The sequence below is a fragment of the Methylobacterium sp. E-045 genome (assembly GCF_022829685.1).
GTDB lineage: Bacteria > Pseudomonadota > Alphaproteobacteria > Rhizobiales > Beijerinckiaceae > Methylobacterium.
Map to the genome: position 1 here is coordinate 45,374 of NZ_JAKSYE010000089.1, position 15,666 is coordinate 61,039.

Consider the following 15,666-nt stretch of genomic DNA (forward strand, 5'->3'; position numbering starts at 1 on the left):
GAGGACGGCCGGGACGGGTTTGAGCCCGTCCGGTCGAGAGAGAGCGCCGGACCAGCTCGACCGTGTCCTTCTCTCCGAGGTTTCCGCCATGCTCCACTCCCTGATCCCTGCCGTCGAGCCCGCGGCCCCGCTTCGGCTCGCGCCCGAAGCGGTATCGGCCGCTGCCCTGCTCGCCGCCGAGCACCTCGTCCCCCATCTCGAACAAGGCCGTCCGGTTGACGCTGCCACCCTGCGCGCCGCCATGGAGGCGGCCTTCGGCGCGTCCGACGCGGCCGGCGCTTGGGACTGGAAGACGGCCTATGACGCTTGCGAGGTCGCGACGGTCCTCTTCCTGCGCAAATACGGAAAGGCGCTTTTCCGCAAAGTCGCTTCCCCGGCTTCACGCCTTTCCGCGCTGATCAAGATCGTCACCCTTCTGCCGACGCACACGCGTCGCTCAGAAGAAGCTCAGGCCTTCCAGCAATTCTCGACGCCGGTCCCGCTCGGTCTCGCCGCCCTGACCGCAGCTTCGCTGACTTCGACCGACCGCGTGCTGGAACCTTCGGCCGGGACCGGCCTGCTTGCGATCCTCGCCGAGATCGCCGGTTCCGCGCTCATCCTCAACGAGCTTGCCGACACGCGTGCCGATCTCCTCACCTCACTCTTTCCGGCAAGCCCCGTCACTCACTTCGACGCCGCCCAGATCGACGATCACCTCGATCGGACGGTCGTTCCCAGCGTCATCATCATGAACCCGCCATTCTCGGTGATGGCGAACGTCACCGGACGAGTTGCCGACGCCGCCTATCGCCATATCGCCTCGGCCCTGGCGCGTCTCGCCGATGGCGGCCGCCTGGTCACCATCACGGGGGCGAACTTCTCGCCCGAGCTGCCTGCCTGGCGCGACGCCTTCATCCGCCTGCAGGAGCGCGGGCGCGTCGTGTTCACGGCCGCCGTCGCGGGCTCGGCCTATGCCAAGCATGGCGCGACCATCGAGACGCGCCTGACCGTCATCGACAAGGCGCCGGCCGAGGACGTCACCCGCTTTCCGGATTCTGCCGGCCTCGCGCCCGACGTCGCGACCCTGCTCGCATGGATCGACCAGCAGGTTCCGGCCCGGTTGCCGGTATCGCTGCCGACGACGATCGCGAACACGGCGGTCGCGCCGCGCACCGTGCGCAGCTATCCCGCCCGGGCCGCGTCCGCGGCGCCTGCGCGCCGCATGGCTCAGCCCGAAGGCATGCCTCTCGACTATGAGACGATCGACTGGACTCCGCCGGAGGGTGGTCGCCTGTCGGACTCGATCTACGAGACCTATGCGCTCCAGTCGATCCGCATTCCCCTCGCACAATCGCATCCCACCAAACTCGTGCAATCGGCCGCGATGGCGTCGGTCGCGCCGCCGAAGCCGAGCTATCGGCCAGTGCTTCTCGCCCATATCGTCAGCGACGGCGTGCTGTCCGACGCCCAGCTCGAGACAGTGATCTATGCCGGCGAGGCGCATGGCGACTATCTCGCCGGCGCCTGGACCGTGGACCAGACCTGCGATCTCGTCTCGGCCGCGCCCGACGACGCGCAAAACGCCGTCCGCTTCCGCAAAGGTTTCATGCTCGGCGACGGCACCGGCGCCGGCAAGGGCCGCCAGTCGGCAGGGATCATCCTCGACAACTGGCTCCAGGGCCGGCGTAAGGCGGTCTGGATCTCCAAATCGGACAAGCTGCTCGAGGACGCCCAGCGCGACTGGTCCGCGCTCGGCATGGAGCGGCTTCTGGTCACACCGCTGTCGCGTTTCCCGCAGGGCACCGCGATCCGTCTCGCGGAAGGCATCCTTTTCACCACCTACGCCACGCTACGGTCCGACGACCGCGGCGAGAAGCTTTCGCGCGTCAAGCAGATCGTCGAATGGTTGGGCTCCGATTTCGACGGAGTGATCATTTTCGACGAAAGCCACGCCATGCAGAACGCCGGTGGCGGCAAGGGAGAACGGGGCGATGTCGCCCCCTCGCAGCAGGGCCGTGCGGGCTTGCGCCTCCAGCACGCCCTGCCGAACGCGCGCGTCGTATACGTCTCCGCAACCGGCGCGACCACCGTCCACAATCTCGTCTACGCCCAGCGGCTCGGCCTGTGGGGCGGCGAGGACTTCCCCTTCGCCAACCGAGCGGAATTCGTCGAGGCGGTTGAGAATGGCGGCGTCGCGGCCATGGAAGTGCTGGCGCGCGATCTGCGCTCGCTCGGCCTCTACACATCACGATCGCTGTCCTACGATGGCGTCGAATATCAGTTGCTCGAGCACCAGCTCACGCCCGAGCAGACCCGCATCTACGATGCCTATGCCGGCGCATTCACCATCATCCACAATCATCTCGGCGCGGCGATGCAGGCCGCCAACATCACCGGCGACAGCGGCACGCTGAACCGGCAGGCGAAGTCGGCCGCACGCTCGGCCTTCGAATCCGCCAAGCAGCGGTTCTTCGGCCATCTGCTGACCAGCATGAAGACCCCGACACTGGTCCGGTCGATCGAGCGGGACCTGGCCGATGGCCATTCCGCCGTGATCCAGATCGTGTCGACCGGCGAAGCGCTGATGGAACGGCGTCTCGCCGAGATCCCGACCGAGGAATGGAACGACGTCCGGGTGGACATCACGCCCAGGGAATATGTCCTGGATTACCTCGCCCATTCCTTCCCGGTGCAGCTCTACGAGCCATTCACCGACAGCGAGGGCAACCTGTCGTCGCGTCCGGTCTACCGGGACGGTCAGCCCGTCGAAAGCCGCGAAGCTGCCGCGCGGCGAGACGAGCTGATCGAACGCCTCGCCTCGCTGACGCCCGTGCCCGGCGCGCTCGACCAGATCGTCCAGCGCTTCGGCACCGACATGGTGGCCGAGGTGACGGGCCGCTCGCGCCGCGTGGTGCGCAAGGGCGAGCGGCTTGCCGTGGAGAACCGCGCCGCCTCCGCCAATCTCGCAGAAGCCGCCGCGTTCATGGACGATCAGAAGCGCGTGCTCGTGTTCTCAGACGCCGGCGGCACCGGTCGCAGCTACCACGCCGATCTCGCGGCGCGGAACCAGCGCCTGCGCGTCCACTATCTGCTTGAGCCGGGCTGGAAGGCCGACGCCGCAATCCAGGGGCTCGGCCGCACCAATCGGACGAACCAGGCGCAGCCGCCGCTGTTCCGGCCGATCGCGACCGACGTGAAGGCTGAGAAGCGCTTCCTCTCGACGATCGCGCGCCGGCTCGACACGCTGGGCGCCATCACGCGCGGCCAGCGCCAGACCGGCGGCCAGGGCCTGTTTCGGCCCGAGGACAATCTGGAATCGCACTACGCGCGCGATGCGCTCCGGCAGCTCTATCTCCTGCTGGTGCGCGGTAAGGTTGAGAGCTGCTCGCTCGACCGCTTCGAGTCGGCCACCGGCCTGAAGCTGATGGACGACAACGGCATCAAGGATGATCTGCCGCCGATCACCACCTTCCTCAACAGGCTCCTGGCGCTGACCATCGATCTGCAGGGCGTGCTCTTCACGGCGTTCGAGCAGCTCCTCACCGCCAAGATCGAGGGCGCGATCCGGAGCGGCATCTATGATGTCGGGTTGGAGACGCTGCAGGCCGAGAGCTTCATCGTCACCGACAGCCAGGTGATCCACACGCATCCGGGCACTGGCGCTGAAACGCGGCTGCTGACCATCACCCGTCGGGAGCGCAATCGGCCGACGGCTTTGGCCGATGTGCTCGGCCAGCTTTCCGATCCTCGGGCTCGGCTGCTGGTCAACGGTCGCTCCGGCCGCGCCGCGGTGCAGGTTCCCTCACCGTCGATGATGCTCGACGATGGCGAGATCGAGCGGCGCGTCTGCCTGATCCGGCCGATGGAGCAGCAATATGCGCCCCTGCGGATGATGGACGAGAGCCATTGGGAGGAAGCCGATCGCGCCGCCTTCGCCTCTGCGTGGTGGGCAGAGCTGAACGAGGTGCCGGAGTTCTCCGACAGTACGATCCACATCGTCGCCGGCCTGCTCCTGCCGATCTGGAAGCGGCTGCCGAACGAGTCGACGCGGGTCTATCGGCTTCAGACCGATGCCGGCGAGCGCATCATCGGTTGCCGCGTCTCGCCCGCCTGGGCCGCGAACGCCGGCACCATGGGCGCCAGCACGCTCACGCCAGATGCCGCCTTCACAGCGCTGATCGACGGCACGACCGTCCTCGATCTCACTGGGGGCATGCAGTTGCGCCGCGCCCGGGTGATGGGGATCAACCGTATCGAGCTGTCAGGCTTCACCGATGCGATGCGCGATCGACTGCGCGCCTATGGCCTGTTCAGCGAGATCATCTCGTGGAAGCTGCGCTTCTTCGTGCCCGTCGAAGCTTCCGGTCCCGCCACCCTCGCCAAGCTGCTCGACACCTTTCCCGTTGCGCGCATCTCCGAGCGGGAGGCTGCGTGATGGCCCGGCACGACGCTTCCGATCTCGCGCACAGTCTCGGCCGGCTGGCCGAGGTGGTATGCCGCCACTACCTGTCGAGCGGGCATCGCGAGGGCCGTTACTGGCTCGTCGGCGATGTTCGCAACACGCCCGGCCGCTCGATGTATGTCCGGCTCAAGGATTCGCCGAAAGGTGTCGCGGGCAAATGGACCGACGCCGCCACCGGCGAACATGGCGATCTCCTCGATGTCATCCGTGAAAGCTGCGGCCTGATCGACTTCAAGGACGTGGCCGACGAGGCGCGCACCTTCCTCAGCATGCCGCCACCCGAGCCCGAGCCACGATGCCAGGAGCCACTACGTCCTGCACCGAGCGGCTCGCCGGAAGCAGCACGGCGTCTCATCGGCATGTCGCAGCCGATTTCGGGCACAATCGTGCAAGCGTATTTACGGGAACGCGGGATTACAGATTTACGCGGAACCGGAAGCCTTCGCTTCCATCCACGCTGCTACTATCGGCCCGACGAACACGCGCCGACCGAGACCTGGCCCGCGATGATCGCCGCCGTCACCGATCTCGACGGCAAAATCACAGGTGCGCATCGGACCTGGCTCGATCCCCGATCGCGGAACAAGGCGCCGATCGACACGCCGAGGCGAGCGATGGGTGATCTGCTCGGCAACGCGGTGCGCTTCGGCCTCGGTGGCGAGGTCATGGCGGCCGGCGAAGGCATCGAGACCGTGCTGTCGCTCCGACAGGTGCTTCCCGACATGCCGATGCTGGCGGCGCTCTCAGCGGCCCATCTCGCTGCCATCCTGTTCCCCGATACGCTGCGACGGCTCTATATCGTGCGCGACAATGATCCGGCCGGTGATGGTGCGCGTGACAGTCTGATCGAACGGGCCAACGCCGTCGGGATCGATGCGATCGTCATCTCGCCGGCGCTCGGCGACTTCAACGAGGATCTCTGCGCCTTGGGCATCGAGCATTTCCGGCAGAAATCGCGGATGCAGATCGCACCTCAGGACGTCGCAAGGTTCATGGCGCTGGCGGCATAACCCGGCACGCGAGAGCGGCAATGGCGGTGCATCGTCATGCTCGCGCGGATGCACCAACCATCGGAGGGGGACCGCGCCTCGGCCTTCGAGAGGGCGATCGGCCAGCAAACGGTCCCGCCCGACAATGGCTGCGGCCGACGATTTTCCGGCGGCGCGTGCCGCGCCTTTCCATCGCGAGGCAAAATCGCCGGCCTTCGCCATCCTCTGCTAACGCTCCGGCCCTGCGCTGCGCTCCGGGTGCCGGGCCGGCCCGCCCGCCGGCTTTCGTCGCCATGAAGGCCGCGACGGTCGCGGTCCAACCGACGGAGCATCCCATGAGCGAGCACGACGACTTCGAACCGCATCACGCCTCATCACCGACCGACCATGTCCTCTATGAGCTTCAGCTCCACGGCTATCGTCCCTTCGAGGATGAACCCGACCAGCGGCTCTTGCCCGATGGCAATGCGGTCGCGGGCGCTATCTCGGACATCTTCGACGCCCTGATCGGGACGCTGGAAGACACTCGCCTCGAACCCGACCTCGATGATCTCCTCTGGTCGACGGTCAACGTCTTTCACCGCGCCACCGACCGGATCGCGCGCGAACTCGACGACAACGAGCAGGCGCAACGCCGCGGACAGCGTGAACAGGACGGCAGCGAAGTGAAGGGGGTCGAACTCGAGCGCCACATCGCCGAGGGTCAGACTCTAATCGAACGCCAGAACGCCTTCGAACTGATGCGCGACCAGGCGGCCGAACACTACGAACGCCACGTCGGCAAGACCTGGCTTCCGCGCAGCGGGTCAAGGGTCAACCACCGCAATCTCACCTCGGCGATGATTGACAGCCGCGACTTCCTGGCAGCGAAGCGGCGCGCCGAGCAGACGATCCTTCTTCCCCCTGGTCCGAAAATCCTCGTCACCGGCGGGCTCGACTTCAACGATCACCGCCTGATCTGGGCCAAGCTCGACCAGGTGCATGAAAAGCACCCGGACATGGTGCTGATGCACGGCAAGTCGCCGAAGGGCGCCGAGAAGATCGCATCCCTTTGGGCGACGAACCGGAACGTGCCGCAGATCGGTTTCGCTCCCGACTGGACGAAGCACGGCCGCGCAGCGCCCTTCAAACGTAACGACGAGATGCTGGAAATCCTGCCCAAGGGCGTGATGCACTTCCCCGGCACCGGCATCAACGACAACCTCGCCGACAAGGCGAAGAAGCTCGGCATCCCGGTCTGGAAGTTCGGCGGCGCTTGAGCGCCGCCTGCCGGCAAGACGACTGAATCGCTGGATCGCAGCGCGCAATGTTTCTACTTAAGTCACTGAACGGAGCGCGGGATGCGATGAGCACAATCACGGATGACGACTACAAAATCCATATGGCACCTGTCGTCGCCGAGGGCTTCACGCTCGATCCGCCCGGATTTGAGCGTCTTTCGTCGTGGACGCATATGCTGATGCACCTCGTCAACGCGCGCACCAACTTCGAGTGGGTGCGTGACCACCCGGTCGAACTCGGCGAGCTGGAAAACTCGCTGCGCCAGCAGGCGTTCTTCGTCGCCGGGATCATGGCCTACTGTCGCTGCTATGCATCGTCGGGATCGGGAATTCCGATGCTCGATGCAAAGAAGGTCTACGAAGGATCAGACGACGGAAAACAGGTCCATGAACGTCTCATTGGCCTGCGTAACTCGATCGCCGCGCACACGGACGCGTCGGACATCGTTCGCCTCACCCTCGCAGTGAAAGACGAGCCCGAACGTCTCGTCATCCGGCACCTGTGGACGATGGCGGTCCCCGTCAACGAGATCGCCGACTTCCTGGAAGCTGTCGCTCACACCGAGCACTTCGTCACGATCAGCCTGAACAAATACTTGAACCGGCTCGAAAAGGACCGTGGCAAGACCATTGAACTCGACTGACGTTTTCCCGGTATCACCGCGGCTCCTGACGCGAAAACCACCCCCGCTTATCTGCGCTGATCCTTGGTCAGACTGTTCGCCTGACGCCATCAACCCGTAAAGGGTCGGCTATGCGAGCATGCCGCCGCTTCGGCTGCGCCTGCGCGGTGATTGCAGCGTTCAGTCCGACACTTCGGGCGCCTGTCAGCGGGGGATGGTCCTCCGCTCAAACAGGAGCCGGATCGATGTCCCTCAACGACGCGCACGCCTTCGCCTTCAGCCTCGCCACCACCCTGATGGCCGCCATCATCATCTTCCAGGCCGGCGACGGCACTCTCTCGGTGACGCCCGCCAGCGAATACGACGGCGACATGGCCGCGATCGTCCATGAGATCGATCCCTTCGTCCCATAACCGGGGCGAACCGGCGCCGCCGCGCGGAAGTCGCACGCGATTTCCGCTCCCGGCGCAGCCGGTTTTCAGCTATAGTTTGAGCGCGCCATGGTGGTGGTGGAGGCGCGACCGTCAGACTATTTCTCGCGGAGGCCACCACCATGATCATCCTCGCAATACTCGCATCCTTCGCAGCCATCGGCCTGCTTTGCTGGCTGCTGTTCACTCTGGCCGTCTTCGCGCTGCCGGCGTTCGTCGGCGTGACCGCGGGCGCCTGGGCGCACGACACCGGCGCCGGCATCCTCGGGGCCGTCCTGGTCGGAGCCGTCGCCGCCGCCCTCACGCTGGCGGCCGGTCACCTGCTTATCACCTTCGTCCGCCCGATGTGGCTGAAGCTCATCGTGGCCATCGCCTTTGTCGCGCCGTCGGCGATTGCTGGATTCCACGCCACGCATGGCATTGTGAAGCACCTCATGCCTTCCGAGGGATGGCAGATCACCTTCTCCGTCATTGGCGCGATCGCGGTCGGCATCACCGCCTTCATACGGGTCGCAGGAATGGCGGCGGCCCCGGGCCCGTCCGGGCGGGACCTCGCGCGAGCCTGATCGTTATTGTCGCCGTTGCGAGGGCAAGACCAGCGATAGGCGGCAACCGCACCTCGTCTGAGGCTGTTGGGATCGGAAGGTGGAGCCCGGATAAGACGCTGGCCCCGGGAAGCGGCCCTCGTCGGAGCAGTTACCCTGGCAGGACCACGTCTCGGCGGCACACCGAATATCCGGGGCGGCAATCTCCCGTTTGACGGTGGCGGGTCAGGATGCAGCGCCGATGCCCGTCCGGGAGGAGACGAAGCCTGTGAGTGTTACCACGACGCCGGCTGCCGGTGCGGGTCGGCCACCATTTTCTCCGTTCTCTGACCGTGCCTCAACCGCTCCAAACGGCCTCTTCAATGGCCTGATCTGGCCGAAGGCCGGCTTCGCCTCGATCGCCTATGACGCAACAGCCGTGTCAAATTTTCTTCCCCTGCCGGCTGCGCCGCCATTCCTCGCGAGACAAGAAAGCCCTCCTTAGCTGTCAGGCCCCTTCGGGGTGCGCCGTCGATCGCCTCCGGCCTGCCGATCGGCATCGAGGCCGCAATGGTGCGGGCTCGGGAACGGAAAACGGAGACTTACAATGGCGACCATCGGCACCTTCAAGAAGACCGGCTCGAACGAGTTCACCGGCGAAATCGTTACCCTCAGCGTCCAGGCCAAGGGCGTGCGCATCGTCCCCGACCAGCGCGCCACCGGCGAGAACGCTCCCAGCCACAGGGTTCTGGTTGGCCGCGCCGAGATCGGCGCCGCCTGGTCCAAGCGCTCCAACGAAGGCCGCGACTATCTGGGCCTCAAGCTGGACGATCCGAGCTTCAACGCCCCCATCTACGCCAACCTCTTCGACGACGAGGACGAGAGCTTCTCGCTGATCTGGTCCCGGCCCAACGGGCGGCGCGGCGACTGAGGCCCGCGCAAGGCCCCGGCCGAACAGGCCGGGGCCTTCGCCACGGAGATAACCGGATCAGTTCACGCCGCAGATGCCCCGACGGTACCCCAGCAGCAGCTTTTGGGTAGTCAGGCGACACATGGACGACTATAATAGTCGTAGTTCTGGCGTGCGCGTAGGTCTGAGTGGGAGGTGATCATGCATGATCACCGCCCGACAATCGCGGGCCGCACGCGCGTTGCTGGGTTGGACGCAGGAGACGCTCGCTGACAAGGCCCGAGTATCACTGACCGCGCTCAAGCGCCTCGAATCCGCAAGCGGCCTCGAGGTGTACGAGTCGACGCGGGATGAGGTTCGGCGCGCCTTCGAACGTGGCGGGATTGTCTTCCTCAACTCCGACCAAGGCGTGGGGTTGATGCTGGTCGATGCAAAGAGAGAAGCGTGACATAGGGGCGCATGCCCACACCACCCGGTCTTTACGCGACGGCGCCGCCGGGATGCAATGCATTCAAAACATCGTTAACAATCCCCTTCAAAATGGATACATCTGTTGTCGGGGGATGCAGTGACCATAGAAGACTTTCTGGACCAGCCGCCTGGCGGCGCAGCACTCACGGCCTATGACCGTGCTCATCTGAAGCTATACCTGCGCCTTCTCGATGCAGACGCCGAAGGTGCGGACTGGAAAGCAGTCGTGGAAGCGCTGTTCGGAATCTGTCCCGAAGCCGAACCAGAGCGGGCCGCGCGCATCCACACCGCCCATCTCGCCCGCGCAAAATGGATGACGACAAGCGGCTACGGCGAGCTTCTCGGCCCTCGTCTGCACTGAGGTGATGCAGAACCTGCATCACGTTGAGCCCACTTCGTTCTTCCCCGCACCGACTCAACTTGGAATCGTGTCGACCGCATAACTCGCGTTGCGTAACAATTGCGCGGAGGCAGCAGAGGATGTCCGAGGAAGAAAGTTGGCGGTCCGAGGCCGCCTATGACTATATCGATCAACTCACGACAAGCGATCTCGCCTGGGAATTCCTGCGGCGCAACCCGGATTACAAGATCGCCTTTCAGGAACTACTGTCCTCCGGGCGATTGAGTGATAAAACGGCGACGTCGTTCGCCCAGCAATGGGGGTTGTCTTTTCGCAGCCGACCCACGCATCACGGCTCTCGCCCAGCCGATCTTCTGGACACCGCAAACCGATCCGGCGGCGATCATCCTCCAAACCGGCCCGGCTCCGTCCGAAGGATCGCATCTCACCGTTGACGATCTTCGGATTCACGCTGTCCTTCAGCGAGCGGCCGCACAGCTTCGGCTGGATATGAAGGGCGTGCGCTTCGATATCACGCTTGCAGGTCCGATCGAGGACAAGGCGCTCGCCGCTGTCATCCCTCTCGACGAACTCACACCGGACCGCCTGACCGCGCTGGGACGGTTCTGGGCGGCTTCAACAGGTCGGTCAGCGCCCGCCGATCCGCGCATGACGCCGCAACGACACCAGCGGGCGCGGCAGATGCTGCGCGCCATCGACGCACGACACGCCGGCGCCATCTACCGCGTCGTTGCCGAGCACCTCTTCCCCCAACACAAAATCGACGCAGCATCCTGGGTCGGCGACCCGATCCGGGAAATCACCATCCGTCTCGCTCGCGACGGCATGAAGCTCGTTCGCGGCGGCTATCGCACATTGCTTCGACGCCCACGCCGGGATCGCTGACACCGCTAGGGTGTCGATCTTAGCAGCTTACTTCGACATCGTCCGGGCCGCCGTCTTCGCGCCACCGTGCTCTCGAACCGCCGCCTGACGGCAGCGGCCCCCAACGAGACCACGGAGGCTCGACAATGGCCGAAACTACCGCCGGCATCCCGCCACGCTACCTACGCACGCAGGAAGCCGCCCGCTTCCTCGGACTGTCCGAGCGCACGCTTGAGAAGCACCGCACCTACGGCACCGGCCCGGCCTATCGGAAGCTTGGCGGCCGAGTCGTCTATGCCATCGACGATCTCCAGACCTGGGCCGATCGCGGCCTCGTCAGCTCGACCTCCGATCCGCGCGGCACGGTACTTCCCGCCAAGAGGCAGGAGCCTTCGGATCGTCGCTTCGCCGGCCGCCAGCCGCGCTGAGACGACCGGCCATGTCGTTCCAACCCCACCATCGCGAGGAGCGCGCGCAGCTCGATCTGTTCCGGGCGCTGCCCGGCGATCTCGCGCCGCGCGATGCCCAGGACCTCATGGCCTATCCGTTCTTCTCGCTGGCCAAGTCGAAGCGCCTGGCGCCGATCGACTTCAAGGCGGGCTCGGTGAAGATCCGTGTCGAAGCCGTGCCCGAACATGGCATGGCCACGATCTGGGACGCCGACGTCCTGATCTGGGCTGCTTCGCAAATCGTCGAAGCTCGCGACCTCGGCCTGCGTCCATCGCGACTGATGGCGACGACCCCCTACGAAATCCTCAACTTCATCGGCCGCGGCGTGTCGCTGCGCGACTACGACCGCCTGAAGGCAGCCCTGGACCGCTTGCAGTCGACCACCATCGCGACCTCGATCCGCCAGCCGACCGACCGGCGGATGCACCGCTTCTCCTGGATCAACGAATGGAAGGAGCGCGCCGACCATCGCGGCCGCCCGCTCGGCCTCGAGCTGATCGTCCCTGACTGGTTCTACGGCGCGGTCCTCGACGATGCGCTCGTGCTGACGATCGACCGCAACTATTTCGGCCTAACGGGCGGGTTGGAGCGCTGGCTCTACCGCCTCGTGCGCAAGCATGGCGGCAAACAGGAGTTCGGCTGGAGCTTCGACTTCCCGCATCTCCACGCCAAGTCCGGCAGCCTCTCACCGCTCAAGCATTTCGCCTACGACCTGCGCGACATTGTCCGTCGCCAGCCGTTGCCCGGCTACCGCCTGACCATCGAGCAGTGCCTCGGCGGTCCTGAAATCCTCTCCTTCGCACCGACCGCTCCGGACGCCTTGGGCGTGCCGCGCCGTCGTCGTCGCGCCAACCCCCAGCCTGTGGATAAGCTGTGAAACACCTCGTGCTATCAGGGACCGGCACTATCGTGCCATCGGGGACCGGACTCTCGTGCTATCGGGGACCGAAATCGCCGAATCCGCCTGCTGAATCAGCAATTTGCAGGCCCCGTAACTTATCTAACCAGAATTACTACGTAATTCTTCTAACGCGACCGCACTTTTCGGCCGCTGTGGACGAGTCCCCGATCGCCGGGAGACCGTCATGATCGTCGCGCTGCTCAACCAGAAGGGTGGCGTCGGCAAGACGACGCTGGCCCTGCATCTCGCCGGCGAATGGGCGCGCCGTGGCAAGCGCGTCACGCTGATCGATGCCGACCCCCAGGGCTCGGCGCTCGACTGGTCGCAGCAGCGAAGCCGTGAGGGGTTGGAGCGGCGGTTCGGTGTCGTCGGCCTGGCGCGCGATACGCTCCACCGTGAGGCGCCGGAGCTGGCCCGCGACGCCGACCATGTCGTCATCGACGGTCCGCCGCGCGTCGCCGGCCTCATGCGCTCGGCGCTCCTCGCCGCCGACCTTGTCCTGATCCCGGTGCAGCCTTCGCCGCTCGACGGCTGGGCTTCCGCAGAGATGCTGAGCCTGCTCGGCGAGTCGCGCATCTATCGCCCGCAGCTCGCCGCGCGCTTCGTACTGAACCGCTGCGCGGCCCGCACCGTGCTCGCCCGCGAGACCGCCGAGACGCTGGCGGATCACGACCCTCCCTTGCTCGCGACCACGATCGGTCAGCGCATCGTTTTCGCCGACGCCTTGCAGACCGGCCGGCTTGCTGCCGAGCAGGACGAGGATTGCCCCGGGGCACGCGAGATCGCCGCGCTCGCGGCTGAAGTCGCGGGGATCGGCGCATGAGTGAGCGATCCGCGAAACGCAATTTCGCGACCCGCCCCGACGCCGAAAGCTGGATCAAGGCGCCAGAGCGCCAGCCCGAGCGTGTTCAGCCCGCCGAGGATTTCTCGGCCAGGCTGACGATCGACGTCACCGCGGACATGCGCGGCCGCATCAAGATCGCCGCCTTCCAGCGCGGCCAGACGGTCGCCGACATGCTGCGCGCGCTGTTCGAGCGCGAATTCCCACCCCCGTCAGGAGAAGGATCATGACCGGCCTTGTCGCCTCGCCCACACGCGTCAGCCGTGCTGCCGCCGAGCCGCCGACCGACGATCTCACTCAGGTCGAACTGGTCTGGATCGAGAAGCACACGGAGCACTGGATTCGCTTCGGCCGCGACGTGCGCGATCAGATCCTCGATCGCCGCCGCCGCATCCTCTTCTTCCCTCCCGGCGCGGTTTTCGGCCTCGTGCGGTGGGCGTCGAACGAGCACGGGACCGTGCTGTCCCGGCTCGACATCGTGCGCGCTGTCGCTCCCGGCCATCCCCTTCAGACCGTGCCAACCGTGACGCCTGGCGGCGAGGTGCTGCTGCGCGCCGAGAGCTGGCCGAAGGTCGAGCGGGTGCTCCAGCTCATCGACGGCATCGAGACGAGCGGCGTCGATCCGGTGGACGTCGCGCCCGACCATTGGCGCCACGTCCACAACCGTCTCGCCGCCGGCGAAGCGCCGCGCGTCTACTCACTGCGGCGTCACCGCGCCTTCCTGCTTCGTCGGGAGATTGGCGCATGATCCGGCTCGGCTACGCCATCGCCACGACCTGCGCGGTGTCTGTCATGGGCGTGATCTCCCTCGTCACCTTCGTGCCGAAGGTCATCTGGAACGCCTCCGCCAGCACGCCGATCGGCCTCTACACCATCGATCCCGACCCGTCGCCGCAGCTTACGGATCTGGTCGCTATTCGCGCGCCCGAGCCGCTGGCATCCTTTATGGTCGAGCGCGGCTACATCGGTCGCGGCGTGCCCGTGATGAAGCGCGTCGCCGCGCTTCCAGGGCAGCGCGTCTGCCGGGCCGGTCATGACATCACCGTCGACGCCGTGAAGCTCGGCGAGGCACTCGACCGTGACAGCAGCGGGCGTCCCTTGCCCGTCTGGCAGGGCTGCCGCGTCGTCGCTGACGGCGAGCTGTTCCTGATGAACTGGCAGGTCCGGGGCAGCCTCGACGGCCGCTATTTCGGACCGCTTCCGGCCTCCGCCGTGATCGGCCGGGCCATCCCTCTCTACACCGATGAAGACGGCGATGGCCGCTTCGTCTGGCGCGCGCCGACGCGGTGACGGCGCTCCCATGCCCCTCTTCACCGCAATCTGAAGGAGACACCCAATGTCCGTGATCGGTCAATTCATGCGCGAGAACGATGGCTTCATCGGCCACCTGACGACGCTGTCCCTGCACCAGGACATCATCATCGTTCCGGCCGAACCATCTGATGCAGAGAACGCGCCCGACTTTCGCGTCCATGTCCTCGATACCATGAGCAACGAAACCGGCGCGGAGATCGGCGCGGGCTGGAAACGCACCGGCGAGAAGGCGGGCGACTACGTCTCGCTGCAGCTCGACGACCCGACGTTCGCGCACCCGATCCGCGCCAATCTCTTCCAGTCCGCCGACGACAAGGCCGCCTGGGGCCTGCACTGGAACCGCCCGCCCAAGCGCAGCGAGCGGGACTGAGCGATGCTTATCGCCCGCAGCCTGCCTGCCGCAGGAGGGAGGATCACCCTCCGGCGCGCATCCTTCCTTCTCCTTTCCGGCCTGATCCTTCTCGCGCCGGGCGCAGGCCCTGCACACGCGCAGCAGGCGCCGGCCGAGCGGCCGTCATCCCGCGATCCCTATGGCGCTTACCTCGCCGAGGCGGCGCAGCGTTTCGGCGTTCCCGAAGCATGGATTCGGGCCGTCATGCGCGTCGAGAGCGCAGGCGACGTGCGCGCCATCTCTTCGGCCGGCGCGATGGGCCTGATGCAGGTCATGCCCGCCACATGGGCCGACTTGCGCGTCCGGCATCGGCTCGGCGGCAACCCCTACGACCCGCGCGACAATATTCTCGCGGGCGCTGCGTATCTGCGCGAGATGCACGATCGCTACGGATCGCCCGGCTTCCTGGCGGCCTATAATGCCGGTCCAGGCCGCTACGAAGAGTATCTCGCTGGCCGCCCGTTGCCGGCCGAAACGCGTGCCTATGTCGCGACGCTCGCCCCCATTGTCGGCGGCGGTGAACTCAGCGGCCCCGTCATGGTCGCGGCCGCCGACCCGCTTGCCTGGACGCGGGCACCCCTCTTCGTCGTGCAGTCGGCTGGTAGTGGACCTGCCGCGCCGGTGCAGTCCGACGGCGAGCCAGCGGCCGCCACTACCGCCGCCCCGGAGCGCGACCAAGGCACGTCGGCATCGCGCCCCGATGGCCTTTTCGTTGCACGCAGCGTCTCCGGTGGTCCGCGATGACCGCGTTCGCACCCGATCGGGCCATGGCGTGCTCTGGCGGACGGAAGGCGGTCCGCAGAGGGGGAGACGACAGCACAGCCGCACGATGGCGAGATAAAAGCCGGCGATGTGCGGCTTGGTGCGGTCGTGTG

Annotated in this window: 19 protein-coding genes; all 19 read left to right on the forward strand. The window is 66.2% G+C overall.

Annotation, left to right across the window (positions count from 1 at the left end; genetic code table 11):
• Window positions 1-88: 88 nt before the first annotated feature.
• On the forward strand, window positions 89-4,414 hold the full coding sequence (locus MKK51_RS17510) for a strawberry notch family protein (protein WP_243979096.1): 4,326 nt from the start codon (window positions 89-91) through the stop codon (window positions 4,412-4,414).
• Window positions 4,414-5,451, forward strand: a complete 1,038-nt coding sequence (locus MKK51_RS17515; protein ID WP_243979097.1) for a toprim domain-containing protein — start codon at window positions 4,414-4,416, stop codon at window positions 5,449-5,451. The genes MKK51_RS17510 and MKK51_RS17515 overlap by 1 nt, the downstream gene beginning before the upstream one ends.
• A 314-nt stretch (window positions 5,452-5,765) precedes the next feature.
• Window positions 5,766-6,689 (forward strand): DUF2493 domain-containing protein, encoded by a 924-nt coding sequence (locus tag MKK51_RS17520; RefSeq protein ID WP_243979098.1) that lies wholly within the window; start codon window positions 5,766-5,768, stop codon window positions 6,687-6,689.
• Between the two features lie 86 nt (window positions 6,690-6,775).
• On the forward strand, window positions 6,776-7,354 hold the full coding sequence (locus MKK51_RS17525) for a hypothetical protein (RefSeq protein ID WP_243979099.1): 579 nt from the start codon (window positions 6,776-6,778) through the stop codon (window positions 7,352-7,354).
• 224 nt (window positions 7,355-7,578) lie between these two features.
• On the forward strand, window positions 7,579-7,746 hold the full coding sequence (locus MKK51_RS17530) for a hypothetical protein (RefSeq protein ID WP_243979100.1): 168 nt from the start codon (window positions 7,579-7,581) through the stop codon (window positions 7,744-7,746).
• Between the two features lie 140 nt (window positions 7,747-7,886).
• Window positions 7,887-8,330, forward strand: a complete 444-nt coding sequence (locus tag MKK51_RS17535; RefSeq protein ID WP_243979101.1) for a hypothetical protein — start codon at window positions 7,887-7,889, stop codon at window positions 8,328-8,330.
• Window positions 8,331-8,895: 565 nt separating this feature from the next.
• On the forward strand, window positions 8,896-9,219 hold the full coding sequence (locus MKK51_RS17540; protein ID WP_091740156.1) for a DUF736 domain-containing protein: 324 nt from the start codon (window positions 8,896-8,898) through the stop codon (window positions 9,217-9,219).
• A gap of 184 nt (window positions 9,220-9,403) precedes the next feature.
• Entirely contained in the window at window positions 9,404-9,646 is a 243-nt protein-coding gene (locus MKK51_RS17545) for a helix-turn-helix transcriptional regulator (RefSeq protein WP_151040953.1), read from the forward strand.
• Between the two features lie 105 nt (window positions 9,647-9,751).
• Complete coding sequence (locus MKK51_RS17550; RefSeq protein ID WP_243979102.1) at window positions 9,752-10,030, forward strand: DNA -binding domain-containing protein; 279 nt, start codon at window positions 9,752-9,754, stop codon at window positions 10,028-10,030.
• 119 nt (window positions 10,031-10,149) lie between these two features.
• Complete coding sequence (locus MKK51_RS17555; protein WP_243979103.1) at window positions 10,150-10,464, forward strand: transcriptional regulator domain-containing protein; 315 nt, start codon at window positions 10,150-10,152, stop codon at window positions 10,462-10,464.
• A 64-nt stretch (window positions 10,465-10,528) separates the two neighbouring features.
• Window positions 10,529-10,915 carry a DUF2285 domain-containing protein gene (locus MKK51_RS17560; protein WP_243979104.1) on the forward strand — a complete coding sequence of 129 codons (387 nt, stop codon included), beginning with the start codon at window positions 10,529-10,531 and terminating at the stop codon, window positions 10,913-10,915.
• 125 nt (window positions 10,916-11,040) lie between these two features.
• Window positions 11,041-11,322 (forward strand): helix-turn-helix transcriptional regulator, encoded by a 282-nt coding sequence (locus MKK51_RS17565; RefSeq protein ID WP_243979105.1) that lies wholly within the window; start codon window positions 11,041-11,043, stop codon window positions 11,320-11,322.
• A gap of 11 nt (window positions 11,323-11,333) precedes the next feature.
• Window positions 11,334-12,221, forward strand: a complete 888-nt coding sequence (locus MKK51_RS17570; protein WP_243979106.1) for a replication initiator protein A — start codon at window positions 11,334-11,336, stop codon at window positions 12,219-12,221.
• 208 nt (window positions 12,222-12,429) lie between these two features.
• Window positions 12,430-13,068 (forward strand): ParA family partition ATPase, encoded by a 639-nt coding sequence (gene parA, locus MKK51_RS17575; protein ID WP_243979107.1) that lies wholly within the window; start codon window positions 12,430-12,432, stop codon window positions 13,066-13,068.
• The gene (locus MKK51_RS17580) at window positions 13,065-13,316 is read left to right on the forward strand and encodes a hypothetical protein (RefSeq protein WP_243979108.1); all 252 of its coding nucleotides are present in this window, start codon (window positions 13,065-13,067) and stop codon (window positions 13,314-13,316) included. The genes parA and MKK51_RS17580 overlap by 4 nt, the downstream gene beginning before the upstream one ends.
• Window positions 13,313-13,834 (forward strand): DUF2840 domain-containing protein, encoded by a 522-nt coding sequence (locus MKK51_RS17585; protein ID WP_243979109.1) that lies wholly within the window; start codon window positions 13,313-13,315, stop codon window positions 13,832-13,834. The genes MKK51_RS17580 and MKK51_RS17585 overlap by 4 nt, the downstream gene beginning before the upstream one ends.
• Complete coding sequence (locus tag MKK51_RS17590) at window positions 13,831-14,376, forward strand: S26 family signal peptidase (protein WP_243979110.1); 546 nt, start codon at window positions 13,831-13,833, stop codon at window positions 14,374-14,376. Before MKK51_RS17585 ends, MKK51_RS17590 begins: the two co-directional genes overlap by 4 nt.
• Before the next feature lie 46 nt (window positions 14,377-14,422).
• Window positions 14,423-14,770, forward strand: coding sequence for a DUF736 domain-containing protein (locus MKK51_RS17595; RefSeq protein WP_044418110.1), 348 nt, complete (start codon window positions 14,423-14,425; stop codon window positions 14,768-14,770).
• A 3-nt stretch (window positions 14,771-14,773) separates the two neighbouring features.
• Window positions 14,774-15,535 carry a lytic transglycosylase domain-containing protein gene (locus MKK51_RS17600; RefSeq protein ID WP_243979111.1) on the forward strand — a complete coding sequence of 254 codons (762 nt, stop codon included), beginning with the start codon at window positions 14,774-14,776 and terminating at the stop codon, window positions 15,533-15,535.
• Window positions 15,536-15,666: the final 131 nt, after the last annotated feature.

What these genes read in the sequence shown, in the direction of transcription:
- MKK51_RS17510 (WP_243979096.1), top strand. Translation starts at nt 89, where the DNA reads ATGCTCCACTCCCTGATCCCTGCCGTCGAGCCCGCGGCCCCGCTTCGG.
- MKK51_RS17515 (WP_243979097.1), top strand. Translation starts at nt 4,414, where the DNA reads ATGGCCCGGCACGACGCTTCCGATCTCGCGCACAGTCTCGGCCGGCTG.
- MKK51_RS17520 (WP_243979098.1), top strand. Translation starts at nt 5,766, where the DNA reads ATGAGCGAGCACGACGACTTCGAACCGCATCACGCCTCATCACCGACC.
- MKK51_RS17525 (WP_243979099.1), top strand. Translation starts at nt 6,776, where the DNA reads ATGAGCACAATCACGGATGACGACTACAAAATCCATATGGCACCTGTC.
- MKK51_RS17530 (WP_243979100.1), top strand. Translation starts at nt 7,579, where the DNA reads ATGTCCCTCAACGACGCGCACGCCTTCGCCTTCAGCCTCGCCACCACC.
- MKK51_RS17535 (WP_243979101.1), top strand. Translation starts at nt 7,887, where the DNA reads ATGATCATCCTCGCAATACTCGCATCCTTCGCAGCCATCGGCCTGCTT.
- MKK51_RS17540 (WP_091740156.1), top strand. Translation starts at nt 8,896, where the DNA reads ATGGCGACCATCGGCACCTTCAAGAAGACCGGCTCGAACGAGTTCACC.
- MKK51_RS17545 (WP_151040953.1), top strand. Translation starts at nt 9,404, where the DNA reads ATGATCACCGCCCGACAATCGCGGGCCGCACGCGCGTTGCTGGGTTGG.
- MKK51_RS17555 (WP_243979103.1), top strand. Translation starts at nt 10,150, where the DNA reads ATGTCCGAGGAAGAAAGTTGGCGGTCCGAGGCCGCCTATGACTATATC.
- MKK51_RS17565 (WP_243979105.1), top strand. Translation starts at nt 11,041, where the DNA reads ATGGCCGAAACTACCGCCGGCATCCCGCCACGCTACCTACGCACGCAG.
- MKK51_RS17570 (WP_243979106.1), top strand. Translation starts at nt 11,334, where the DNA reads ATGTCGTTCCAACCCCACCATCGCGAGGAGCGCGCGCAGCTCGATCTG.
- parA (WP_243979107.1), top strand. Translation starts at nt 12,430, where the DNA reads ATGATCGTCGCGCTGCTCAACCAGAAGGGTGGCGTCGGCAAGACGACG.
- MKK51_RS17580 (WP_243979108.1), top strand. Translation starts at nt 13,065, where the DNA reads ATGAGTGAGCGATCCGCGAAACGCAATTTCGCGACCCGCCCCGACGCC.
- MKK51_RS17585 (WP_243979109.1), top strand. Translation starts at nt 13,313, where the DNA reads ATGACCGGCCTTGTCGCCTCGCCCACACGCGTCAGCCGTGCTGCCGCC.
- MKK51_RS17590 (WP_243979110.1), top strand. Translation starts at nt 13,831, where the DNA reads ATGATCCGGCTCGGCTACGCCATCGCCACGACCTGCGCGGTGTCTGTC.
- MKK51_RS17595 (WP_044418110.1), top strand. Translation starts at nt 14,423, where the DNA reads ATGTCCGTGATCGGTCAATTCATGCGCGAGAACGATGGCTTCATCGGC.
- MKK51_RS17600 (WP_243979111.1), top strand. Translation starts at nt 14,774, where the DNA reads ATGCTTATCGCCCGCAGCCTGCCTGCCGCAGGAGGGAGGATCACCCTC.